The organism is Streptomyces sp. BBFR25, from assembly GCF_044590125.1.
Lineage (GTDB): Bacteria > Actinomycetota > Actinomycetes > Streptomycetales > Streptomycetaceae > Streptomyces > Streptomyces canus_D.
In genome coordinates, this window is sequence record NZ_CP172447.1 from 3,216,511 (window position 1) to 3,239,851 (window position 23,341).

Genomic DNA, 23,341 nt, shown 5'->3' on the forward strand with positions numbered 1-23,341 from the left:
GGCGAACAGGGCGCAATACGACAATCATGCACAAGCTGGACGCGGTGTCCCGTCAACCGCGTCCGGAGGTCCATGTGCCGCGCCAGCTCCCCCTGTGGCGACTTCCCCGGGAGGCGGGCACGGCGCGGGCGGCCCGGACGAGGCTGCGCAGCACCGCCGCGGTGTGCACGACGATGTCGGCGCTCGCCGCGACCTCGCTGATCACCGCGCCCTCGGTCGCCGAGCCCTTCTCCCCGGAGCCCTGCGCGCTCCAGCGCACCGACGTGCACCACTCCGAGGGCCTGGACACCTGGAACGCCGCCTATCCGCGGCCCGCCCGCACCCTGGACGCGGTGATGGTGTTCCTGTCCTTCCCGGACTCCCAGCCGCTGACGGCACCGGCGGAACTCGCCGCCGACCACTTCCCCGCCACCGGCGACTTCTTCCGGCGCGCCTCCTACGGCGCCTTCACGCTCCGCGCGCACCCGCTGCGGGACTGGATCCGGATGCCGAGCCCGTCGACGTCGTACGCCATACGGCGCGACTGGAGCCCGGAACACCGGGCGGCCTACCTGCGCGACGCGCTGGCCGCGTCCGACCGGCACGTGGACTTCTCCCGGTACGACGTCGTCTACTTCGTCGCGGACCCGGACGCGCCCGGGGTGGACTCCGACGCCACGAAGGTCGTCAACCTGGACGCCCCGATGCGGGCCGACGGCACCGACATCCGGCGGGTCGTCACGGTCTTCGAGAACCATCCGCCGGACCGGCTGGTCCTGGCCCACGAGACGGGGCACGTCTTCGACCTGCCCGACCTGTACCACCGGCCGGTGGACGGCGAGGGCGACTGGGACACGCACGTCGGGGACTGGGACCTGATGGGCAGCCAGTTCGGGCTCTCCCCCGACCTGTTCGGCTGGCACAAGTGGAAGCTGGGCTGGTTGCAGCCCCGGCAGGTGGCCTGCGTACGGGGCGACGAGCCGACCCGACTGACGCTGGAGCCGCTGGGCGCGGGGCCCGGGGTGGTGGTGACCGGCGCCGCCGGCGCACCGGCCTTCGGCCTCGGGCGGGGCACGAAGCTGGCGGTGGTGCGCACCGGCGCGGGCAGCGCGCTCGCCTTCGAGGTGCGCACGCCGGTGGGCAACGACGCGGCGTCCTGCCGGGCGGGGGTGCTGGTGTACCGGGTGCACAGCGGGGCGGAGTCCGGGGGCGGCCCGGTCGAGGTGGTCGACGCCCACCCGGACACCGAGGCCTGCTGGGCCGACTCGGTCTACCCCCCGCTCGCCGACGCCCCGGTGGCCCTGGGCGAAAGCTTCACGGTGCCGGGCGACGACGTACGGGTCAAGGTCGAGAACCGCACGGAATCAGGCACCTGGACCGTACAGATCACCCCCGGCTGACCAGCCCACCCCCGGCCCACGCACAACGCGCGGCGAAGCCGCGCAGAAACAACGATGGCGAGGCCGGTTCGCGCTCTCCGCGAACATGCCTCGCCATCGCCAACGTGCGCCGCCAGGGACTCGAACCCCGGACCCGCTGATTAAGAGTCAGCTGCTCTAACCAACTGAGCTAGCGGCGCCTGCTGACGTCGTAGACCTTAGCACCCTGGTCGGCGGGAGGAAAAATCGAAATCCGCACCGCCTCGCGGGCCGCCCGCACGGCCGCCCAGAGCAGGATCTCCGGCCCGGGCAGCCACGGCTGGCGGGTGTCCGGGGCCACCAGCCAGCGGGACCCGGAGCGCGGGGGCGCACCCGCGGGGGCCGGTACGGTCACCGCGTCCCCGGCGCCGTGGCACAGCAGCGGCGGCACCTCGCCCCTGCGGCCGCCCTCCCGGCCGCGGGCACCCCACTCCTCCCAGTCGAGCAGGGACGGCAGCCGCTGGGCGGTGCCCGGCGCCGCGAACAGCAGCATGCGGCCGCGGAACTCCGCCACCGGGCCCGAACCCGGCCCGTCGTCCCACAGCCGGTCCAGCATCCGGCGGCCGAAGATCGCGGGAGCGCTCACCACGTCGAAGGCGGAACCGCAGGGCAGGACGACCGGGGCGTCGGGCCGCTCCTCCCAGAGCGAGAGCGTGCTGCGCGGGTAGGCGCCCGCCGAGGCCAGCCAGGCGGCGCCGTCCGAGGTGACGTCCGAGATGCGGGGCGTGGCATTGCGTGTGCTGCTCATACCGCACATACCTACCCGGCGTGAGGACGCCACTCCGTCGGGTTACGAGAAACGGGGACACGACCACGGGGGAGGGAGTATCTTGCCCAGCCCCCTGTCATATGCGCACCGCTTACTCGGCCGGTTCGCCGCGCATCAGGTCCCGTCCGAACTCGACCATCTTCTTGGCGTAGTCCTCGGTCCACTCGGCGCGCTCGGCGATGTCGGCGGCCGTCAGCCGGTCGAACCGCCTGGGATCGGCCAGCTGCGCCGCGGCGATCGCCTGGAACTCCATCGCCCGGTCCGCCGCCGCGCGGAAGGCGTGGGTCAGCTCGGTGGCCCGCTCCAGCAGGGCCCGGGGGTCGTCGATCGACTCGAGGTCGAAGAAGTGCTCGGGATCGGCGGCCGCCTCCGCCGGCTCGAAGAGCAGGGGCGCGGGGCGTAGCCGCGGTTCGTGCCGACGCGGCGTGGGCTCCGCCATGTCTTCTCCTCCTCGTAACGGACGACGGCCCGTCCCCGGGTGCGGGGGCACTCCGATGGAGTGGGCCACCGTCCATTGTCCCGCGCCCGCGCAAGAGGGCGGGGCGTGCCCGGAGCCGCGATCCGGTCACACCCCGCCCCGCCGGGCCGGGTCAGCCCGCGTACGTCTCGAACTCGGCGATCCTCGGGGTGCCCGAGGCGCCGGTGATCTCGAAGGTGATCTTCTCCAGCGAGACCGGGGAGAAGCCGATCACGCCCGCTCCGCTGCCGGAGGCCAGGACGGCGCCGGTGCCGTGGTCGATCACGCGGTAGGAGCCGACGGTGCCCTGGGAACCGGCCGCCTCCCGAATGTTGATCTTGGCGACGGTGGTGGCGGAGGACCACTTGACGGAGATGGAACCGGTCGTGCCGGCCGGGGACCAGTACGTGCCGAGGTCACCGTCGCGCACGTTGCCGAAGCTGGTGCCGCTCGCCTTGGACGAGCCGTCGGCGCCGGCCCCGACGCTCAGGTTGGTCCCGCTGGGCGGATCGGTCGGGTCCGGGTCGGTGGGATCCGTCGGGTCGGGGTCGGTCGGGTCCGGGTCGGTGGGGTCGGTCGGGTCCGGGCTCTGCGGCGTGCAGCTGCCGTCCGACACCTTCAGGCCCTTGTTCGCGCCCGCCGTGGCGCTCACGACGGACGGCACGCAGGAGGCGTCGTCGAGGGTGAAGGAGTACGGGACGGACACCGTGGTGGTGGACCGCGGGTCCGGGCCGGCCGGGTTGTTGTCCTCGCCGGGCTCGGACCAGGTCACGTTGTCGAAGATGTTGCCGCTGACCTGCCAGGTGCCTGCCTGGTCGGTGTAGAAGGTGCCGAGGACGTCCTTGGAGTCCTCGAAGTAGTTGCTGTCCACCTTGGCCTTGGCACCGGCCCGGGAGTTGATGCCGGACTCGTTCAGGCTCTTGTAGTGGTTATTGTACATGTGGGCGATCCCGCCGCGCAGCAGGGGCGCCCGGGAGTCGATGTTCTCGTACAGGTTGTGGTGGAAGGTGACGTAGCCGTTGGAGCGGTCGCTCTCGCTGGAGCCGATCAGGCCGCCGCGGCCGGAGTTGCGCAGGGTGCTGTAGGACAGGGTCACGTACTGGGTGTTGTCCTTCATGTCGAAGAGGCCGTCGTAGCCCTCCGACTCCCCGCCGGACGCCTCCAGGGTGGTGTGGTCGACCCAGACGTTGCGGACGTCGCTCTCCATGCCGATGGCGTCGCCGCCGTTGGAGGTGGGCGAGCCGGACTTCTTGACGTTCCGCACGGTCACGTTCTGGATGACGATGTTGCTGGACTCCCGGATGTGGATGCCCAGCTGGTCGAAGACGGCACCGCCGCCGACCCCGACGATCGTGATGTTGCTGACCTGCTTCAGCTCGATCTTGTCGGCCGCGGTGCTGCAGCTGTCGCCGGACACCTTGGTGGTGTTGCCGTGGTTGATGGTGCCCTCGACCTCGATGGTGATCGGGGTGCTGCTGTCGGCCCGGCCGCACAGGGCCTGGTGGATCGCGGTTCCGGTGGTGGCCCGTACGGTCTGCCCGCCCGCGCCGCCGGTCGTGCCGCCGTTCTGGGTCGCGTAGCCGGTGGCGCCGCCGGCCGCTGCCGCCGCCTCGGGCATCGTCAGCACCACGCCGGCCGCGGCCGCGAGGGCCAGCGTGCCCAGTGCCGCTTGGAGTCGCAGCGCGACTGGTCGTCTCATCCTCGGTCTCCCCATTCGCCTTCACATGCCGGAACGGACGCCATGGCGTGATCATGTCAATCACGGGATGGCGGAAAGCGCTTTCTCGGCGTGAGAATAGGGGGAGCTTCGAGAGCTGACAAGAGTTCAGACGCGCCGATGCCCGTCCATATCCAGGATCAACGTCCGCCTACATGAACAGCTAGCGCTCGATGTGCACCCTGCCCGGAGCTGCGGTACGATCATCTTGCCTGATCACGGGGACCAACTCCCCGCAGCGGGCACTGCGTTGGTGGTCCAAGGAAAGACGCCCCACTTCCCGTGGGGAAATGCAGGTGCAAGGCCTGCCCAGCGCTCGACGAGAACCCCGGTCCGCACCCGCGGACCGGGGTTCTTCCGTGTCACGCCCCTCTCAGGCCTGCACCACCGGCTCCCGCGTGAACAGCGCGCCCAGTTCCGGCGCGTTGACCCGGCGGTCGGCCAGCCGCAGGCCTTCCCAGACGGTGACCTGGTTCGCGGTGAGGACCGGCTTGCCCAGCTCCTTCTCCAGGGCCGGGATGTGGGCCGCCGTGTGCAGCGCCGTGTCCGGCAGGAGCACCGCCTCGGCGTCCGGGCGGTCGGCGGCGCGGGCCAGCGCCAGCACCTCCTCCTCGGTCCAGGTGCCGACCTCCGCCGCGGTGATGATGCCCGAGCCGACCACGTCGGCCACCTCGATGCCGGCGGCGCCGAGGAAGTCCGCGAAGAGCCGCGCCACGTCGTCCGGGTAGGTCGCGCCGATCGAGACCCGCCGCATCCCGATCTCCTTCGCCGCGTGCACGAAGGCGAAGGAGGTCGACGAGGCCGGCAGGCCCGCGGCCTGGGCCAGGGCGCGCACCTGTTCGTGGGCGCCGTCCCAGCCGTGCACGAAGCTGCCGCTGGTGCAGGCCCACACCACGGCGTCGGCACCGGCCAGCCGCAGTTCGGCCACGCCCGCCTCCAGCCGCTGCGGCGAGCCCATCTCGAGGAGCGCGTCCACCCGGTGGGCGTCCTCGCCGATGTCCGTGTGCACCAGGTCCACCCGGATGTCGCTGCCCAGGAGCTGCTCGATGCGTGGGTAGTCGTCCTCGCCGGAGTGGCCCGGGTACAGGAATCCCAGTGCTGTCATGTCCACCCTTCCTGCTGCTGTTCGGTGTCCGGGCCGTCACCGACGCCCGGCATGTCCGCCGCCGCGGGTCCCACCGGACCCGCCACCGCGGGGTCGACGGGACCCGCCGGTCCCACCACCGCGGGACCGGCCGCACCCGCCGCCGCGGGGCCGAGGCGCGCGGCCGGATCGGTCAGCGCCTGGTACGGCCCCACCGCAGGGGTACCCAGTCGGCGCAGTGCCGCCCACATCGTCACTTGGTTGGCCGAGATCACCGGGATCCGCAGCTCGGCCTCCAGCTGCGGGATGACGTCGTAGGTGGGGAGGTTGGTGCAGGAGATGAACAGGGCGTCCGCCGCTCCCGGCGCGGGGACCGCCTGGCGGGCCATGTCGGCGACGTCGCGGTACGGGACCTTCCAGATGTGCCGGGTCAGTCCCATGAAGGCGCAGCCGGTGATGGCGACCCCGGCCTCGGCGACGTACGCCTCCAGCGCCCGGGTCACGGACACGGTGTACGGCGTCACCAGCGCGACCCGGCGTACGCCCAGCTCGGTCAGCGCGTCGAGCAGCGCGCCGGAGGTGGTGACGGAGGGGACCGCGCCCGCCCAGGTCATCGCCTCGCACATGGCGCGTTCCCCGGCGATGCCGCCGACGAAGCTGCCCGAGGTGCAGGCGTAGGCGACGACCTGGGGCGCGATGGCGTTGAGGGTGCGCACCGCCTCGCCGAGGGTCTCGTGCTCGCTGACCATCCGGGCGAGGTCCAGACTGACCTCGACGGGCACGAAGGGCGTCCGGGTCACGTGCAGTGACACGTCGTCGGGCACCCATCGCCACAGCTCGCGATCGAGTGCGAAGTCGAAGGGGGCGACCACGCCGACCCCGCGTTGCGGAGCTGGTCCGCCGAGAAAGGAGATGTCCATGGCACGCACCGGCCTCACACTGAGGAAGGGGAGGGCAACGCACCGTTACGCACGGCCGTGTTGACGAAGGTAGGTTCCGGTGCGAGCGTGGTCAATCCGCTCGCATCACTCCCAGGTCAACAGCCGGTTAACTTCCGCGTCAACGCCCGAACCGCCCCGCTTCCACCGACCGGAGACAGGCCCGCCGATGACCCCCTCCCCGACCGCGCCCGTGCCCGCGTCGACTCCGCTGCCGACCCTGCTCGTCCTGGACGCCGAGCCGCCGCCCCGGCTGGGCCGGCTGACCGGCCGGGCCCGGATCGAGCACGCCGACGCGGCGACGCTGGCCGAGCGGCTGCCGCACGCCGACGTCCTGCTGGTGTGGGACTTCGCCTCGCACGCGGTGCGCGAGGCCTGGCCGGGCGGTGGCCCGCGTCCGCGCTGGGTGCACACGGCGAGCGCCGGTGTGGACCATCTGATGTGCCCCGAGCTGGCCGCGTCGGACACGGTGGTGACCAACGCGCGCGGTGTCTTCGACCGGCCGATCGCCGAGTACGTCGCCGCGCTCGTCCTGGCGATGGCCAAGGACCTGCCCACGACGCTGCGCCTCCAGGGCGAGCGGACCTGGCGCCACCGAGAGTCCATGCGGGTGGCCGGAACTCGCGCCTGCGTGGTGGGCTCCGGCCCGATCGGCCGGGCGGTCGTGAGCACGCTGGAGGCGCTCGGCATCACCACCGCGCTGGTCGGCCGCACCGCACGCCCCGGTGTGCACGGCCCCGAGGAGCTGGACCGGCTGCTGGCCGGGGCCGACTGGGTGGTGGCGGCGGCGCCGCTGACCGAGGACACGCGCGGCATGTTCGACGCCCGGCGGTTCGCTCTGATGCGGCCCTCCGCCCGCTTCGTGAACGTGGGGCGGGGTCAGTTGGTCGTCGAGGACGACCTGGTCGAGGCGCTGACCGCGCGCCGGATCGCGGGCGCCGCCCTGGACGTGCTGAGCCACGAGCCCATGGCGCCGGACAGCGCCCTGTGGGAGGTGCCGGGGCTGATCGTCTCGCCGCACATGAGCGGGGACACGATCGGCTGGCGGGACGAACTGGGCGCGCAGTTCGTGGAGTTGTTCGAGAGCTGGGCGGCGGGCGGACCGCTGGCCAACGTGGTCGACAAGAAGCGTGGATACGTGCCCGGACACTGACGTCGCCGACGTCACCGACCCGCGGAGGGTGCCGCATGACCGACCTCACCGAGCTGACCGCAGTACAGCTCGTCGACGGCTACCGCAAGGGCGCCTTCAGCCCCGTGGAGGCGACCCGGGCGGTCCTGGAACGGGCCGAGCGGATCCAGCCGGAGGTGAACGCGTTCGTCCGGCTGACCGGTGAGGAGGCGCTGGAGCAGGCCCGGCGGGCCGAGGAGCGGTGGCGTCGCGGCGAGCCGTGCGGGCGGCTGGACGGGGTGCCGGTCACGGTGAAGGACATCCTGCTGACGCGTGGTCAGCCGACCCTGCGCGGTTCCCGGGCCGTCTCCCCGGACGGCCCCTGGGACGAGGACGCGCCGTCCGTGGCGCGGCTGCGCGAGCACGGCGCGGTGTTCGTCGGCAAGACCACGACGCCGGAGTTCGGCTGGAAGGGCGTGACGGACTCGCCCCTGTCCGGCGTCACCCGCAATCCGCACGACCCCTCCCGTACCGCGGGCGGCTCCAGCGGGGGCGCGGCGGCGGCCGTGGCGCTCGGGGCGGGGCCGCTGGCGCTGGGCACGGACGGCGGCGGCAGCGTGCGCATCCCGGCGTCCTTCTGCGGCATCTTCGGCCTGAAACCGACGTACGGCCGGGTGCCGCTGTACCCGGCGAGCGCGTTCGGCACCCTCGCGCACGTCGGCCCGATGACCCGGGACGCGGCGGACGCGGCGCTGCTGCTGGACGTCATCGGCACCCCGGACGCCCGGGACTGGTCGGCGCTGGGCCCTGCTCCCGGGGCGTACACCGAGGCCCTGTCGGGCGGGGTGCGGGGGCTGCGGGTGGCGTACTCGCCCTCGCTCGGCGGGCAGGTGGCGGTGCGTCCGGCGGTGGCCGGGGCGGTCCGGCGGGCGGTGGAACGGCTGGCGGGACTCGGCGCGTACGTGACGGAGGCCGACCCGGACTTCACGGACCCGGTGGACGCCTTCCACACCCTGTGGTTCAGCGGGGCGGCGCGGGTGGTGCAGCACCTGCGGGCGGGGCAGCGGGAGCTGCTGGACCCGGGGCTGCGGGAGATCGTGGGGGCGGGGGCGCGGTACTCGGCGCTGGACTATCTGGCGGCGGTGGACGTCCGGATGGAGCTGGGGCGGCGGATGGGCGTCTTCCACCAGGCGTACGACCTGCTGGTGACACCGACGCTGCCGATCACGGCGTTCGAGGCGGGGGTGGAGGTGCCGAAGGGGTCGGGGCAGCGGCGGTGGACGGGGTGGACGCCGTTCACGTATCCGTTCAACCTGACGCAGCAGCCTGCCGCGACCGTGCCGGTGGGGGTGGACGGGGACGGGTTGCCCGTCGGGATGCAGATCGTCGCGGCGCGGCATCGGGATGATCTGGTGCTGGCGGCTGCGCATGCGCTGTACGAGGGGGGTGCGGTTACGTCGGCTCAGTAGTGACCGGCGTGGGGGTGGGCCGGGGGGGGTGGGGACGCGGGCCGGCGCTGGCCGGGTGCCTCCCCCAGTGCCTGAACGGCCTGGGAGGTACCCCCAGCGCCCACCCGTGCCGCCCCAGCGGCACGACTGCCCGCAGCGGCGGCGGGGGGCCGCAGTTACGAAGCCCGGCGGAAGCTCAGCGTCTCTCCCGCCGCTCCCGTGCGCCACAGGTCGTTGCAGGCCTCGGCCATGGCGTCCAGGCCCTCCGTGATGCGGCCCCAGACGGTGCCGGGGACCCAGCCGACGTCGCCGTTGAGGAGGAGGTTGTTGCGCTCGTAGAACAGGGCGAGGTCGACGAGGGTGGTGCCGGGGCGGACCTCTCGGTCGTAGCCGTACGCCTTCGTGCCCAACTCGGCACCTGCGAAGGCGAAATAGCACAGGTCGCCCGGAATGGGCGTTACCGTCGGGTTCTCCAGCGGGGGTTCGGATGTCGCGAAGGGCGGGAAAAGGGCGTAGATCTCGTTGCGGGCGTATTTGGCGTGGTACACGTCGCCGCCGAGAGGGAGCGCGTCCCAGACGGCCGCGCAGGTGATCGGGGCTCTGTCGTCGAGCAGTTGGGCCGTGCAGGTGATTCCGCGCTTGACCAGCGAGACTTCGATGTAGCGATCAGCCATGCCCTCCATGGCAGTGCCCCGCGGCCCCGCGGTCAAGGGCGCCGGGCCGATGTATCGGACTGAAAAAGATCGGCATAACCTGCCCCCCTTCGGGTAGCTGCGCGCCCATGGCTCCACCACACAGAACCCCTCCATGGGGTATATCCGACCGAAGGTCCAGGACAGCCGGGCCCACCCGCCGGTCGCTGCTCGCGGGGGTCGCGGCGCTCGGCGCGCTGGGGGCGGCCGGCTGCTCGCGGGTGGCCACCGCGTCCGACGTCAAGGGGGGAGACCTGCTCGAGCGGCTCCGGGCACAGGGCGTCGCCCGGCTCGGCATCGCCGGCGAGATCCCCTTCGGGTACATCGACAAGAACGGCGAGCTGACCGGCGAGGCGCCGGAGCTGGCGAAGGTCATCTTCAAGCGGCTCGGAGTGGACCGGGTGCAGCCGGTGCCGACGGAGTTCGGCTCCCTCATCCCAGGGCTCGCGTCCCAGCAGTTCGACGTCGTGGCGGCCGGGATGTACATCAACGCCGACCGCTGCGAGCAGGTCATCTTCTCCGACCCCGACTACCAGATGCTCGACGCGTACATCGTGCGCAAGGGCAATCCGCTCGGGCTGCACAACTACCGGGACGTCGTCAAGAAGAAGGCCAAGTTCGCGACCGGCACCGGCTACGCCGAGATCGCCTACGCGGTGGAGCACGGGTACAAGGAGGACGACATCCTGATCGTCCCCGACCAGGTGGCCGGACTCAACGCCGTCGAGTCCGGGCGCGTGGACGTCTTCGCGGGCACGGCCCTGACCGTCCGCGAGGTGGTGAAGAAGTCGAGCAAGGCGGAGGCCACCGAGCCCTTCGCACCGCTCGTCGACGGCAAGCCCCACGTCGACGGCGGCGCCTTCGCCTTCCGCCCGGACGAGACCAACCTGCGGGACGCCTTCAACGTCGAGCTGCAGAAGCTCAAGAAGAGCGGCGAACTGCTGCGGATCCTCAAGCCCTTCGGTTTCACCGAGGAAGAGATGACGGATCTGACCGCGAAGGAGCTGTGCGGCGGATGACCTCGGGACTGTGGGAACTCGTACTCCAGGGCGTCTGGGTCACCGTCCAGCTGCTCTTCTTCAGCTCGCTGCTGGCGACGGCCGTCTCCTTCGTGGTCGGCATCGCGCGCACCCACCGGCTGTGGATCGTCCGCTTCCTCGCGGGCTTCTACACCGAGGTGTTCCGCGGGACCTCCGCGCTGGTGATGATCTTCTGGGTGTTCTTCGTGCTGCCGCCCGCCTTCGGCTGGCAACTGGTGCCGATGTGGGCGGGCACGCTGGCGCTCGGCCTGACCTACGGGGCGTACGGCTCCGAGATCGTGCGCGGCGCGCTCGGCGCGGTCGACCCGGCGCAGAAGGAGGGCGGCATCGCGCTCAGCTTCACGCCCTGGCAGCGGATGAAGCTGATCCTGCTGCCGCAGGCGGTGCCGGAGATGATCCCGCCCTTCTCCAACCTGCTGATCGAGCTGCTCAAGGGCACCGCCCTGGTCTCGATCATGGGCATGGGCGACCTGGCCTTCAGCGGCAACCTGGTGCGGCTGGCGCTGCAGGAGAGCGCGGAGATCTACACGTACATCCTGCTGATCTACTTCGTGATCGCGTTCCTGCTCACGCGGGTGATGCGCGGCCTGGAGAAGAAGCTGAAGGCGGGCGTCGGGAAGGCGCCGCAGAAGAAGACGGTGGCCGTGCCGGTGCCTGAGGGAAGTGGTGTGTCGTGAACTGGGACTGGAGCGCGGTCTCCGACTTCATGCCGCACTTCTGGGACGGCCTGCTGGTCACCCTGCAGATCCTGGTCCTCGGCTCGCTGGTCTCCTTCGGCCTCGGCCTGGTGTGGGCGCTGCTGATGCGGGTGCCGAGCCGCTGGGTGACCTGGCCGGTCGGTGTGGTCACCGAGTTCGTCCGGAACACCCCGCTGCTGGTGCAGCTGTTCTTCCTCTTCTACGTGCTGCCCGAGTGGAACATCACCTTCTCGGCGCTCACCACCGGTGTGGTCGCCATCGGGCTGCACTACTCGACGTACACGATGCAGGTCTACCGGGCCGGCATCGAGGCGGTGCCGGTCGGCCAGTGGGAGGCCGCGACGGCGCTCAACCTGCCGGTGCGGCGGACCTGGACGGCGGTCATCCTGCCGCAGGCGATCCGCCGGGTGACCCCCGCCCTCGGCAACTACGTGATCTCCATGCTGAAGGACACGCCGCTGCTGATGGCGATCACGGTGCTGGAGATGCTCGGCGAGGCGCGGCTGTTCTCGCAGCAGAACTTCCAGTTCACCGAGCCCCTGACGGTGATCGGCGTGGCCTTCATCGTCATCTCCTACCTGGCCTCCCTTGCCCTGCGAGCCCTGGAGCGACGCCTTGCCCACTGACACTCTCCCCAATCCCGAGAAGAGCCCCGAGCGCAGCACCGGCGAGCTGATACGCCTGGAGCAGGTCACCAAGCGGTTCGGGGACAACACCGTCCTCGACCACCTGGACTTCTCCGTCGACGCCGGCAAGCACGTCACCCTGATCGGCCCGTCCGGGTCGGGCAAGACGACGATCCTGCGGCTGCTGATGACGCTCCTCAAGCCCGACGAGGGCACGATCACCGTGGACGGGCAGAAGCTCTTCCCGGCGACCGAGAAGGAGCGGCGCGAGGTCCGCAAGCAGATCGGGATGGTGTTCCAGCAGTTCAACCTGTTCCCGAACATGAGCGTCCTGCGCAACATCACCGAGGCGCCGGTCACCGTGCTCGGGATGTCCAAGGACGAGGCGGTGGAGCGGGCCAAGGGCCTGCTCGACATGGTGGGCCTGGCCGACAAGTGCGACGCCCGCCCCGCCCAGCTCTCCGGCGGCCAGCAGCAGCGGGTGGCGATCGCCCGGGCGCTGGCGATGCGGCCGAAGGTGCTGCTGCTCGACGAGGTGACCTCGGCGCTCGACCCGGAGCTGGTCGCGGGCGTCCTCGACCTGCTGCGGGACATCGCCCGCAGTACGGACATCACCATGCTGTGCGTGACCCACGAAATGAACTTCGCCCGGGACATCTCGGACCAGGTCCTGATGTTCGACTCGGGCCGGGTCATCGAGGCCGGAGCGCCGGAGAAGATCTTCAGCGAGCCGGAGCACGACCGGACGCGGGAGTTTCTCAGCGCGGTCCTGTAATTGCGCGGCGGGCCTGCCCCAACGACCGAGGTCGCGACGTTGGGGCAGGCCTTCGGCATATGCCAGCGGGCCTGCGTCGCAGATGAGGGCCCCGAAATCCGGTCAACACCCCCTCACGAGAGGCCCCTTGGCGGCTATCGTGAACGCAGGGATGCACCAGCGAGCGCAGGGGGAGACCACCGTGGCGCTGCAGCACCAGCCGACCGCGCCGCACCACTCGGCCCAGGACGCCCTGCGCGTCCTGGAGACGGTGGCGCGACACACCTCAGGTGTCACCGACACCGAGATCGGCCGCGAGAGCGGCCTCGACCGGGAGCGGCTGACCACGCTCCTGCGCATGCTGCGCCGCGAGGGCTACGTCGAGCAGACCGCCGACGGCGTGTACGTCACCGGGGAGGCGCTGGCCCGCCTCGGCTCGGCCCACGGCCGCGAGCAGGCCCTGCGCGAGAAGCTCCAGCGCACCCTGGACCGGCTGCGCGACTCGGTGGGCGCCGCCGTCTACATCAGCCGGTACGTCGACGGAGAGGTCAGCGTCACCCAGTACGCCGACAGCCCGGCCACGCCCAGGGTGAACGAGTGGGTGGACTTCCGCGTCTCGGCGCACGCCACCGCGGTGGGCAAGTCCCTGCTGACCCAGCTGGACCACGCGGGCCGCCGCGACCACCTGTCCCGGCACCGGATGGCCCGCCTGACCTCGCGCACCATCACCAGCGACAAGCTGCTGCTGTCCCGGCTGGAGTCCCAGCCGGCCACCGTGCCCGTCCTCGACCTCCAGGAGTACGCGGTGGGCACGGTCTGCGCGGCCGTCCCGATCACCGCCGGTTCCGCCGCGGGCTGCCTGGCCCTGTCGCTCCCGGTCGAGCACGCGCACCGGCTGCGCCGGGCCGCGGACGAGCTGAACCGGAGCGCGGCACCGGTGCTGCTGTCCCTGGCGATCTAGGGACGGCCCGGCGGCCGGTCCGGGACTGGTCACGAGCACTGTCCGGGACCGGGTAGTATTTTCGTCGTCGCCGACCGCGGGAAGCGGACGGCGGGAGTCATGCGCCGCTAGCTCAGTTGGTTAGAGCAGCTGACTCTTAATCAGCGGGTCCGGGGTTCGAGTCCCTGGCGGCGCACAGCGGAAGGGCCCCCTCGCTCAGGCGAGGGGGCCCTTCGCCGTTCAGCGCACCCGTTCAGAAGGTGACGTCCGAGCACGCGTAGAACGCGTTGCCGGTGTCGTGGACCGTCCACACCGCGAGGATCACGTGGTGCCCGCTCAGCCCGGTCGGCAGCGCGCCGCTGTGGGAGAGCGTGGCCGGAGGCTGCTTGCCGCCGTAGGGCACCGTGAAGAACGGGGTGAGGTTGAGGTCGGACCGGGACAGGTTGTGGTTCTGGTTCCAGCCCGGCTTGGTGACGTAGTACTTGAAGTCGGTCGTGGCGTGCCGGGCGGTGAACTGCCAGCGGAAGGTGTAGCTCTGCCCGCCGTTCACCTTGGTGGTCGGCCACGCCTGGCCGTTGGGCTGCTTGGGGCTGTCGAGCGCGGCGAACGACCCGTGGCCCGCGGAACAGATCTTCCCGTCGGCCGGCCCGGAGGCCGGGAAGCCCTTGGGTCCCTCGACGCTCTGCGGCTCCCACTGGATGGCGCCGCAGCCGCCGACCGTGCCGTTCTGGCACACCTTCTGCCGGCTGACGGGCAGGTCGGTGTAGCCGTGACCGCTGGCGCCGCCGGACGAGAGCACGAGGGCTCCGGTGGTCGCCATGCCCAGCGCGGCCGCGTACAACTTGGTCCTTGTGCGCATACTGCTGCTCCCTGTGACGTGTGGGGAAGTTCAGTGAGCCGTGCAGGTCTAGACCAAGTTCAGATTATTGCCGCTAGTTGAACATGTCCATACCAAAGGCGGAACCGGCTGCCCGCCCGCGCCGGGCAGCCGGACGGGTCGGGCACCCGTCAGGCGCCCGGATCCCCGCGCCCCGCGCAGAACGCCACCGTCAGGTCCTTCACCAGCACCTTGCGCTCGTAGTCGTCCAGTTCGACCAGCCCGCGCACGGTCAGCCGGGTCACCGTGTCCTCCACCGAGTCCACGACCGAGGTGAGCACGCTCGCCCGCTGCGCCGCGTCCAGCGCGGCGATCCGGCGCCGGTGCATCGCGGCGGCGACCTCGGGGGCGTACTCCACCCGGACCGGCCGCACCGAGAAGACCTCCAGGCCGACCGGCTCCGCGTCCGCCGCCACCAGCCGGGTCAGCGTGTCGCCCGCCACGTCCGCCGAGCTGCGGACCGTGCCGAGCGGCTCCACCGGGACCCGGGCCAGCGCCGCCTCGACGCACGCGCGCAGATACGTCTCGTGGTCCTCGACACCCAGCGTGGCCTTCGCGGTGTCCCGCACCCGCCACACCACCAGCGTCACCGCCCTGAGCGCCACCCCGTTGCCGTCCGCCGCGGGCATCGGCTCGCTGCGCCAGTGCCGCAGCCGCACGTCCACCCGGCGGCGCAGCAGCAGCGGGTTCACCCACATCAGGCCGGTGCGCCGCACCGTCCCCCGGTAGCGGCCGAACAGTCCGAGCACCCAGGCCCGCCCGGTCCGGCCCCGGGCCAGGCCGCCGAACCCGAACATCCCGAGCGCCCCCGCCGCCGCGTACGCCGCCCACTGCGCGGGTCCGAGCCCGGCCCCCGCGTACACCGGCAGCCCCAGCGCCTGGGCCGCGAGCGGCGGCACCAGACCGGCCCACCAGGAGGTGGCCGCACACCCGGCCGCCCCGCACAGACCGGCGGCCACGCCCGCGGCGCCGGGCAGCACCCGGGCCGGACGTTCCGTCAGCTCCGGGTCGATCCGGGGCGCGGGACGCGGTCGCGCGGCGACGGGGCGCCGGGTGCCCGGCCGTTCGCCGGACCGCTCCCCCAGCCCCTGCCGCCGCGCGACGACCGCGGGCCGCACCGGCACCGGCGCCGGGTCGGGGTCGTCGCGGAACAGCAGGTGGACCGGGATCTCGGTGGTGGCCTCGTTGTGGATGAGCCGGGCGGACCGCTGACCGGTCGCCGCCGTGACGGCGGGCCCTTCCGGCACCGGGACCGGGGCCGGGACCGTGCTCTGCGGCTCCGGGGACGATGTCGTGGATGTCGTGTTCGTACTCATGCGTGCTCCAGCCTCCGCGCCAGACGCGTCATGAACGGGTGATCACCCCGGTGCGCTCAGGAGAAGAGCCGCCGCCAGGTCTCCGGGCCCGGGTGGCCGTCCGCCGCTCCGCCGCGCCAGCCCTGGGCGCGCTGGAAGGCCTGGACGCCCCGCCGGTCCGCCTCGCCCCAGCGCGGACCCGGTCCCTTCGTGTAGTACGTGCCGAACCCCTTCCGCACCAGCTGCCTGCCGAGGCGGGTGACGTAGGGGTTGTCCGCGCCCGGCCCGAACATCGCCCGGCCGGGGTATCCGGCCACCCCGTGGGAGGCGGGACCCGCGGCCCCGGGCGGCGCCTCCTCGGCGCCCGCCGCGCCCGCCTTGCCAGCCGTGACCTGCTTGTAGCGGTACGGCAGGTACTTGGCGGAGTTGTTCCAGTAGGCGTAGGGCGTGTCGAGCTTGCGGGTGTGCGGCGGGGTCTGTTCGTACGCCGTGTAGGCGGTGTGCGTGCCGTCCGTCCAGCCGCCGAAGATCACCACGTGGGAGCCCTCCTGGGGGTCGGACGCGTTGTGGAACAGCAGGATGTCGCCGGGCTGGAGCTCCTCCTTGGTGATGCGGTCGGCGACGGTGGCGAGGCTCCCGGTCCACTCGTTGGCCGGCAGCTTCCAGGCCATCGACACGAAGCCCGAGCAGTCCTGCCGGTAGCCGTCGGACCAGTAGGCGGTCATGCTGTACGGGACCTTCGCGGCCACCCAGGTCTTGGCCCGGTCGATGATCTCCGTACGGGTGATGCCCGCCAGTTCCGCACCGGCCGGGGGCGCCGCGGGCCGGCCCGTCGCGCCGTGCAGCGGGGCCCGGGGCCCCTGGGGGGTGCCGGGCTCGTCACCGGCGGGAACGCCCGGCCACTGGGGGGCGTGGACGGCCGCCGGGAGCGCCGCCGCCGTCCCCGCGCCGAGGGCGGACACGGCGGTGGCGGAAGCGGCGGCGGTGGCCACGACCAGCGCGCGGTACGCTGCCGGATGGGCGAGCGCGCGCCCTGCCGGGGAGTGCGGCAGCACGCGCCGCCAGTGACGGCATCCCGCGCAGTCGCAGTCGCTCGCGGGCTCGATCTCCTCGAATACGGGAGCCTCCATGCGATTCCCCTCACACTCCCGGTACGGATGTCCGCGACGGTGCACTTCGGTACATGTCGGTCAGTTTCTCAACTGTCCACATCACTCGCATGTTGACGGTCCGAATGATGTACCCGGCCGGTGCGACCGACGGCCGGGCCCCGGGCGGCGGTCCGGAGCACCGGTCGGCATCGGGTAGAGTTGTGCAGGTCAGCAGGCGCCGCTAGCTCAGTTGGTTAGAGCAGCTGACTCTTAATCAGCGGGTCCGGGGTTCGAGTCCCTGGCGGCGCACCGACGGTCGAAGGCCCTCCGTATCACACGGAGGGCCTTCGGCGTATCCGGTGCCGGAACGTCTTGCGATCATGACGAACGCCGTAGAACCCTGGTCCGGTTGCGGGGCCGGGCGCCGAAGCGATGCCGCGGGGCACCCTGCAACCGGGGGCAGCCATTCCGTGTCTATATAAGGTGTGCATGCCGTGGTGACAGTGACCCACCACTGACACGTCCGTGACGGTCGAGGGGGACCGGAGCAGGCGAAGGAAGCGACGAAACACGCATGACCCGCGTGTGGGGGGAATGACTCATGACGCCGACAGGCGCCGGTCCGGACCACGACCCGTCCCAGACCACCCAGCTCAGGGTGCCCGGGCACCGGAACTGGAACACCGGTTCGTTCCGACGGATAAAGAAGACGCTCCCGAAGTACGACTACGAGCACTACAGCCGCCTCGCGGGCCCCCTCACCCAGCCCGACCCGAACAAGCCGTACCGGGTGCAGTACCGCTCGCTGATCTCGCAGGAGCCGCACCGCATCCGGGTCGCCCTGATGCTGGCCGCCGCGCCGCTGCTGTCGGTGGTGCTGCTGGTCTGGCTGCTCCAGCCGGAGCACTGGACGGAGCGCGACTACGTGGCCTTCGACTGGCTGCCCGCGCTCGACATCGTGATGCTCGTCGCGATCGGGCTGATCGAGCTGTTCCGCTGTCTGAACGTGCTGTCGAACGCGCACGCCACCCTGGTCGCCCGCGACCCGGTCCCGGTGGTGCCCGAGACCGGCACCAGGGTCGCCTTCCTCACCTCCTTCGTGCCCGGCAAGGAGCCGCTGGAGATGGTGACGAAGACCCTGGAGGCGGCCGTGAAGATCCGCCACCGCGGTCTGATGCACGTCTGGCTCCTCGACGAGGGCGACGACCCGGAGGTGAAGGAGGTGTGCGCGCGCCTGGGCGTGCACCACTTCTCCCGCAAGGGCGTCGCCAAGTGGAACCGGAAGAAGGGCCCGCACCGCGCCAAGACCAAGCACGGCAACTACAACGCCTGGCTGGAGGCGCACGGCGACGACTACGACTTCTTCGCCTCCGTCGACACCGACCACGTGCCGCTGCCCAACTACCTGGAGCGGATGCTCGGCTTCTTCCGCGACCCGGACGTCGGCTTCGTCATCGGCCCGCAGGTCTACGGCAACTACGACAACCCGATCACCAAGGCCGCCGAGTCGCAGCAGTTCCTCTTCCACGCGCTGATCCAGCGCGCCGGCAACCGCTACGGCGGGCCGATGTTCGTGGGCACCTCCAACGCGGTGCGCATCAGGGCGCTCAAGCAGATCGGCGGCCTGTACGACTCGATCACCGAGGACATGGCGACCGGCTTCGAGATGCACCGCCACAAGAACCCGGCCACCGGCCGCAAGTGGCGCTCGGTCTACACCCCGGACGTGCTCGCGGTCGGCGAGGGCCCGAACGCCTGGACGGACTTCTTCACCCAGCAGATGCGCTGGTCGCGGGGAACGTACGAGACGATCCTCAAGCAGTACTGGAAGGGCTGGTACTCGCTGCCGCCGAGCAAGCTCTTCAACTACACGATGATGATCATCTTCTACCCGATGTCGGCCCTCAACTGGATCCTGGCGGCGCTGAGCTGCTGCCTGTTCCTGGGCCTGGGCGCCTCCGGCGTCAACATCGACCCGGCGGTCTGGCTGATGCTCTACGGCAACGCCTCCGCGCTCCAGATCGGCCTGTACGTCTGGAACCGCCGCCACAACGTCTCCCCGCACGAGCCGGAGGGCTCCGGCGGTGTGGCCGGCATGATCATGTCCGCGCTGTCGGCGCCGCTGTACGCGAAGGCGCTCATCGACTCCGTGCTGCGCCGCAAGAGCAAGTTCGTGGTGACCCCGAAGGGCGACTCGGCCAGCCCGGACACCCTGTTCGGCACCTTCCGGTACCACTGGTACTTCATCGTGATCTTCGCCGGCTCGATCGCCGCCGGCCTCGCCCTCGGCCACGCGCACCCCGCGATGATCATCTGGGCGACCTTCGCGCTGCTGATCACCGCGTCACCGATGTTCGCCTGGCGCCACGAACTGAGGAAGGCGAAGAAGCGACCGCCGGACGCGGCGGCGGAGCCCGCACCGCGGGTCCCGCCGCAGCAGCCGCACGGACGACACGCGGCGCACGCACCGCAGCAGAGGCCCAACTGGGCCGCCCCCGCCGACGGGGGCGACGACCAGACGATGCAGATCGCCCTGGGTGGACTTGGGGGACGTAAGGAATGAAAGACCGTGCCGGCCGCCGCCGGGCCCGTCGCTTCGCGATAGGTACGGCGGTGGTAGTAGCGCTGGCCGGGATGAACGGGCCGTGGCTCTACCGCTTCGGAACCGAGAAATACCACCAGTACAAGATCAACCAGCCGGAGTACAAGGCCGCCAACGGCAAGTGGGAGATCATCGAGTTTCCCGAGGAGTACCGGCAGAACACCATCCACGCGGCACTGCTGCGCACCGGCAAGGTGCTGCTGGTCGCCGGGTCCGGCAACAACCAGGACAACTCCGACGACAAGCAGTACGACACCCGGATCTGGGACCCCGTCAAGGGCACCGTCAAGAAGGTGCCGACGCCCACCGACCTGTTCTGCACCGGGCACACGCAGCTCGCCAACGGCAACCTGCTGATCGCGGGCGGCACCAAGCGGTACGAGAAGCTCAAGGGCGACGTCACCAAGGCCGGCGGCCTGATGGTCGTCCACAACGAGAACCCGGACAAGCCGATCACCCTCCCGGCGGGCACCAGGTTCACCGGCCGGGAGAACGGCAAGACCTTCGTCTCCAAGGACCCCGTGCTGGTGCCGCGCGCGAAGAAGGTCTTCGACCCCGCGACCGGCGCGTTCGTGCGCAACGACCCCGGTCTCGGCCGGATCTACGTCGAGGCGCAGAAGAGCGGCAGCAAGTACGAGACGGGCACGGAGGACAACTACCGCGTCCAGGGCCTGTCGGGAGCCGACGCCCGCAACACGTACGGCATCGCGCAGAAGCTCGCCCTCGACAAGAAGGACTTCCAGGGCATCCGGGACGCCTTCGAGTTCGACCCGGTCGCCGAGAAGTACATCAAGGTCGACCCGATGCACGAGGCCCGCTGGTACCCGACGCTCACCACCCTGGGCGACGGCAGGATCCTCAGCGTCTCCGGCCTGGACGACATCGGCCAGCTGGTCCCGGGCAAGAACGAGATCTACGACCCGGAGACCAAGGAGTGGACCTACACCGACAAGGTCCGCCAGTTCCCGACGTACCCGGCGCTGTTCCTGATGCAGAACGGCAAGGTCTTCTACTCGGGCGCGAACGCCGGGTACGGCCCCGACGACGTGGGCCGCACCCCGGGCATCTGGGACGTGGAGACCAACAAGTTCACCAAGGTCCCCGGCATGAGCGACGCGAACATGCTGGAGACGGCGAACACGGTGCTGCTGCCGCCCGCGCAGGACGAGAAGTACATGGTGATCGGCGGCGGCGGGGTCGGCGAGTCCAAGCTGTCCAGCGAGAAGACCCGGATCGCCGACCTCAAGGCGGACGACCCGAAGTTCGTGGACGGGCCGTCACTGGAGAAGGGCACGCGCTATCCGCAGGCCTCGATCCTGCCCGACGACAGCGTGCTGGTCTCCGGCGGCTCGGAGGACTACCGGGGCCGCGGCGACTCCAACGTCCTCCAGGCGCGGCTCTACCACCCGGACACGAACGCTTTCGAACAGGTCGCCGATCCGCTGGTGGGCCGCAACTACCACTCCGGGTCGATCCTGCTGCCCGACGGACGCCTGATGTTCTTCGGCTCGGACTCGCTCTACGCCGACAAGGCCAACACCAAGCCGGGCAAGTTCGAGCAGCGTGTGGAGATCTACACGCCGCCGTACCTGTACCGGGACTCGCGGCCGGACCTGTCCGGCGGTCCGCAGACCATCGCGCGCGGGGAGTCGGGGACGTTCACCTCGCGTGCGGCGTCGACGGTCAAGAAGGTGCGGTTGATCCGGCCGAGCGCGTCGACTCACGTCACGGACGTGGATCAGCGGTCCATCGCGTTGGACTTCGAGGCGGACGGGGACAAGCTGAGGGTGACGGTGCCCGGTAATAAGAATCTGGTGCAGTCGGGGTGGTACATGATGTTCGTGACTGATGGGGAGGGGACGCCGAGCAAGGCGGAGTGGGTGCGGGTGCCGTAGCGCTCCCGCAGGTTGTGACTCAGGGTGCGGGAGCGCTGTGGCTTGTCGCGCCCACGCGGCGGTAGCCGCACATGTCGCAGCCCCGCGCCCCTCAGGCTTCTGTCCCTTGCGCCAGTTTCAGGGCGTACTCGGGGTACCACTCGCCCGCCTTCGGGCCGCCCTTGCATTCGCCGTCGGACTCTCCGGGGCGCTTGACCCAGAGGTAGGCGTCGACCAGGGGGTCGGCCGTCTTCGTCGTCGGGGTTTCGCCGAGGGCTCGGCCCGGGGGGTTGCACCAGCGTTCGTCGGGGGCGCCCTCCGTGTAGGGGCCGTTGCCGTTGCGGCTGGTGTCGATGACGAAGTGCTTGCCGCCCACCTTGGCGGAGAGCTGCTTGCCGTAGGCGAGGGAGTCCTCGGTGGTGTAGAAGTTCGACACGTTGACCGCGAAGCCGTCGGCCTGGTCGATGCCGGCCCGCTTCAGGGGGTCGAAGATCTGGTCGGGGTGGCCCCAGCCCGCGTTGCCCGCGTCCAGGTACACCTTGGTGTTCTTCAGGGCGCCGAGCTTGGCGATCGCGCCCTTGAGCAGGTCGTAGCGCTCCTCGTGGAACTCCTGCGGGGTGCAGCCGTCGACGAGGTGGAGCACCGCGTCCGGTTCCAGGACGACGGTGGCGGCACGGTCGCCGATGCCCTTGGCCACGCCGTCGACGAAGGAGCGGTAGGCGTTGCCGTCGGCGGCGCCGCCGCCCGAGTACTGGCCGCAGTCGCGGTGCGGGATGTTGTAGAGGACGAGCAGCGCGGTACGGCCCGCCTCGTCGGCGGCCTCGGTGAAGCCGCGGGCCTGCTCCTCGGGGTTCTCCGGGCTGATCCACTCGCCGGTCGGCTGCTGGGCGATCTTGCGGATCTGTTCGGCCTGGTCCTTCTTGCCCGCCTCGGTCAGGGAAGCGACCTGCTCGGCCGCGGTGCCGTCGGGGTTGACCCAGAACGGGTCGGTCTCCTTGGGCTGTTGTGTGATCCCGGCGTCGGTGCCCTTGTCGTCCCCGTCGCCGGAGGAGGAGCAGCCCGCGAGCAGCAGGGCCGCCGCTCCGAGTGCCGCCGCCGACGCAGCTCGCCTCCTGGACATGTTTCCGGCCGGCTTGCTGCCGTACATCCAACCCCCCTGGGTGCACTGTTCCGAGGCTCAATCCTGACATACGCGGCCTGGGCCCATGCGGTTCCCGGGTGGGGGCCCCGGGGTTGTGCTAGGAGGCTAGGAGGCGGTTCCGGTCAGGTAGGCGGAGACGACGACGTTGGCCGTGTAGGTCCCGGTGGTCTGGTCGAAGGTGCCGCCGCAGGTGATGAGGCGGAGTTCGGCGCGCTCCGTCTCGCGGGGCCCGTAGGCCTGCTGGGCGTCGAAGCCGTCGCGGGTGAGGACCTGGACGTCGTCCACGGTGAACTCGGCGACCTCGGCGCCGGCGCGGACCACCCGGATCGTCTCGCCGGGTTCCAGGGTGCTCAGCTCGTAGAAGACGGCGGGCCGGGTCTCGGTGTCGACGTGGCCGACCATCAGGGCGGTCCCGGCCGCTCCGGGGGCGACCCCGGCCTCGTACCAGCCGACGGAGCCGGGCCGGTCGAAGGGCGGGGGCTCGATGGCGCCCTTGCCGTCGAGGCCGCGGGCCACGACGGGGGCGTCGATGCCGAGTCCGGGGACGTCGAGCCGCTGCGGCCGGGCGTCGTCGAGCGGTGCGTGGGCCGGGGGCAGGGGGACGTCGGGGGGCCGCCCGGCCGCCGCCATGTCGCCGGTGGCCGGCCGGGATATGCCCTCGCGCACGTCGGTGGCCTCGCGGCCCCACAGCCACAGCCCGAGGAGCAGCACCGTCCAGGCGATGCCGGTCACCAGGCGGCCGCGGGGGGCGGCATCCGGTGCGGTGTCCCGCGTGTGCTGTCCGGACATG

The 23,341-nt window shown here is 71.2% G+C and carries 21 protein-coding genes and 3 tRNA genes; 12 read left to right on the forward strand and 12 right to left on the reverse strand.

All coding sequences use genetic code 11. The features are described from left to right. Positions 1–26 precede the first annotated feature (26 nt). On the forward strand, positions 27–1,379 hold the full coding sequence (locus tag ACGH52_RS14530) for a M6 family metalloprotease domain-containing protein (protein WP_121703264.1): 1,353 nt from the start codon (positions 27–29) through the stop codon (positions 1,377–1,379). Positions 1,380–1,484: 105 nt separating this feature from the next. Here the strand turns inward: ACGH52_RS14530 and ACGH52_RS14535 are convergent. The 6 genes from ACGH52_RS14535 to ACGH52_RS14560 all read right to left on the reverse strand — a co-directional run bounded on the left by ACGH52_RS14535 (position 1,485) and on the right by ACGH52_RS14560 (position 6,344). After that, a tRNA-Lys gene (locus tag ACGH52_RS14535) sits at positions 1,485–1,558 on the reverse strand. Then, the gene (locus tag ACGH52_RS14540) at positions 1,549–2,145 is read right to left on the reverse strand and encodes a bifunctional DNA primase/polymerase (protein ID WP_121703263.1); all 597 of its coding nucleotides are present in this window, start codon (positions 2,143–2,145) and stop codon (positions 1,549–1,551) included. Before ACGH52_RS14540 ends, ACGH52_RS14535 begins: the two co-directional genes overlap by 10 nt. Positions 2,146–2,257: 112 nt before the next feature. Beyond that, the gene (locus tag ACGH52_RS14545; RefSeq protein ID WP_059300551.1) at positions 2,258–2,605 is read right to left on the reverse strand and encodes a hypothetical protein; all 348 of its coding nucleotides are present in this window, start codon (positions 2,603–2,605) and stop codon (positions 2,258–2,260) included. Between the two features lie 151 nt (positions 2,606–2,756). Further along, positions 2,757–4,322, reverse strand: a complete 1,566-nt coding sequence (locus ACGH52_RS14550) for a polysaccharide lyase family 1 protein (protein ID WP_399939599.1) — start codon at positions 4,320–4,322, stop codon at positions 2,757–2,759. A gap of 391 nt (positions 4,323–4,713) precedes the next feature. Continuing rightward, the gene (locus ACGH52_RS14555) at positions 4,714–5,445 is read right to left on the reverse strand and encodes an aspartate/glutamate racemase family protein (protein WP_076974483.1); all 732 of its coding nucleotides are present in this window, start codon (positions 5,443–5,445) and stop codon (positions 4,714–4,716) included. Beyond that, positions 5,442–6,344: an aspartate/glutamate racemase family protein gene (locus tag ACGH52_RS14560; protein WP_210975323.1), complete on the reverse strand. Its 903-nt coding sequence runs from the start codon at positions 6,342–6,344 to the stop codon at positions 5,442–5,444. Before ACGH52_RS14560 ends, ACGH52_RS14555 begins: the two co-directional genes overlap by 4 nt. A 187-nt stretch (positions 6,345–6,531) precedes the next feature. On the opposite strand from ACGH52_RS14560, the gene ACGH52_RS14565 reads away from it, so the two are divergent. Both ACGH52_RS14565 and ACGH52_RS14570 read left to right on the forward strand, forming a co-directional pair. Next, positions 6,532–7,515 carry a D-2-hydroxyacid dehydrogenase gene (locus ACGH52_RS14565; RefSeq protein WP_399939603.1) on the forward strand — a complete coding sequence of 328 codons (984 nt, stop codon included), beginning with the start codon at positions 6,532–6,534 and terminating at the stop codon, positions 7,513–7,515. 35 nt (positions 7,516–7,550) lie between these two features. Next, positions 7,551–8,942 carry an amidase gene (locus ACGH52_RS14570; protein ID WP_076974486.1) on the forward strand — a complete coding sequence of 464 codons (1,392 nt, stop codon included), beginning with the start codon at positions 7,551–7,553 and terminating at the stop codon, positions 8,940–8,942. 155 nt (positions 8,943–9,097) lie between these two features. Here the strand turns inward: ACGH52_RS14570 and ACGH52_RS14575 are convergent, their stop codons facing one another. After that, positions 9,098–9,595, reverse strand: coding sequence for a DUF3830 family protein (locus ACGH52_RS14575; RefSeq protein ID WP_059300557.1), 498 nt, complete (start codon positions 9,593–9,595; stop codon positions 9,098–9,100). 107 nt (positions 9,596–9,702) lie between these two features. On the opposite strand from ACGH52_RS14575, the gene ehuB reads away from it, so the two are divergent. From ehuB to ACGH52_RS14605, 6 genes are all read left to right on the forward strand, one after another. Next, positions 9,703–10,632 (forward strand): ectoine/hydroxyectoine ABC transporter substrate-binding protein EhuB, encoded by a 930-nt coding sequence (gene ehuB, locus ACGH52_RS14580; protein ID WP_076974488.1) that lies wholly within the window; start codon positions 9,703–9,705, stop codon positions 10,630–10,632. Next, complete coding sequence (gene ehuC / locus ACGH52_RS14585; protein ID WP_076974681.1) at positions 10,629–11,330, forward strand: ectoine/hydroxyectoine ABC transporter permease subunit EhuC; 702 nt, start codon at positions 10,629–10,631, stop codon at positions 11,328–11,330. The genes ehuB and ehuC overlap by 4 nt, the downstream gene beginning before the upstream one ends. Further along, on the forward strand, positions 11,327–11,977 hold the full coding sequence (gene ehuD / locus ACGH52_RS14590; RefSeq protein ID WP_059300560.1) for an ectoine/hydroxyectoine ABC transporter permease subunit EhuD: 651 nt from the start codon (positions 11,327–11,329) through the stop codon (positions 11,975–11,977). Before ehuC ends, ehuD begins: the two co-directional genes overlap by 4 nt. Further along, entirely contained in the window at positions 11,967–12,752 is a 786-nt protein-coding gene (gene ehuA, locus ACGH52_RS14595) for an ectoine/hydroxyectoine ABC transporter ATP-binding protein EhuA (protein ID WP_076974489.1), read from the forward strand. The genes ehuD and ehuA overlap by 11 nt, the downstream gene beginning before the upstream one ends. 181 nt (positions 12,753–12,933) lie before the next feature. Then, positions 12,934–13,692, forward strand: a complete 759-nt coding sequence (locus tag ACGH52_RS14600) for an IclR family transcriptional regulator (protein WP_059300623.1) — start codon at positions 12,934–12,936, stop codon at positions 13,690–13,692. 101 nt (positions 13,693–13,793) lie between these two features. Further along, positions 13,794–13,867 (forward strand) — tRNA-Lys (locus ACGH52_RS14605). 57 nt (positions 13,868–13,924) lie between these two features. Here ACGH52_RS14605 and ACGH52_RS14610 read toward each other — a convergent pair. From ACGH52_RS14610 to ACGH52_RS14620, 3 genes are all read right to left on the reverse strand, one after another. Beyond that, positions 13,925–14,530 (reverse strand): lytic polysaccharide monooxygenase, encoded by a 606-nt coding sequence (locus ACGH52_RS14610; RefSeq protein ID WP_076974490.1) that lies wholly within the window; start codon positions 14,528–14,530, stop codon positions 13,925–13,927. Between the two features lie 149 nt (positions 14,531–14,679). Then, positions 14,680–15,864 carry an SPFH domain-containing protein gene (locus ACGH52_RS14615; RefSeq protein ID WP_076974491.1) on the reverse strand — a complete coding sequence of 395 codons (1,185 nt, stop codon included), beginning with the start codon at positions 15,862–15,864 and terminating at the stop codon, positions 14,680–14,682. A gap of 56 nt (positions 15,865–15,920) precedes the next feature. Next, positions 15,921–16,973, reverse strand: coding sequence for a peptidoglycan-binding protein (locus ACGH52_RS14620; RefSeq protein ID WP_399939611.1), 1,053 nt, complete (start codon positions 16,971–16,973; stop codon positions 15,921–15,923). Positions 16,974–17,169: 196 nt separating this feature from the next. Here ACGH52_RS14620 and ACGH52_RS14625 point away from each other — a divergent pair. The 3 genes from ACGH52_RS14625 to ACGH52_RS14635 all read left to right on the forward strand — a co-directional run bounded on the left by ACGH52_RS14625 (position 17,170) and on the right by ACGH52_RS14635 (position 21,431). Beyond that, a tRNA-Lys gene (locus ACGH52_RS14625) sits at positions 17,170–17,243 on the forward strand. 292 nt (positions 17,244–17,535) lie between these two features. Further along, complete coding sequence (locus tag ACGH52_RS14630; RefSeq protein ID WP_399939614.1) at positions 17,536–19,497, forward strand: glycosyltransferase family 2 protein; 1,962 nt, start codon at positions 17,536–17,538, stop codon at positions 19,495–19,497. Further along, on the forward strand, positions 19,494–21,431 hold the full coding sequence (locus ACGH52_RS14635) for a kelch motif-containing protein (RefSeq protein WP_059300566.1): 1,938 nt from the start codon (positions 19,494–19,496) through the stop codon (positions 21,429–21,431). The genes ACGH52_RS14630 and ACGH52_RS14635 overlap by 4 nt, the downstream gene beginning before the upstream one ends. 91 nt (positions 21,432–21,522) lie before the next feature. On the opposite strand, the gene ACGH52_RS14640 is transcribed toward ACGH52_RS14635, so the two are convergent. Next, positions 21,523–22,557: a glycoside hydrolase family 6 protein gene (locus tag ACGH52_RS14640; RefSeq protein ID WP_193777760.1), complete on the reverse strand. Its 1,035-nt coding sequence runs from the start codon at positions 22,555–22,557 to the stop codon at positions 21,523–21,525. A 99-nt stretch (positions 22,558–22,656) separates the two neighbouring features. Then, positions 22,657–23,340, reverse strand: coding sequence for a class F sortase (locus ACGH52_RS14645; protein ID WP_121703185.1), 684 nt, complete (start codon positions 23,338–23,340; stop codon positions 22,657–22,659). Between the last annotated feature and the right edge of the window lies 1 nt (position 23,341).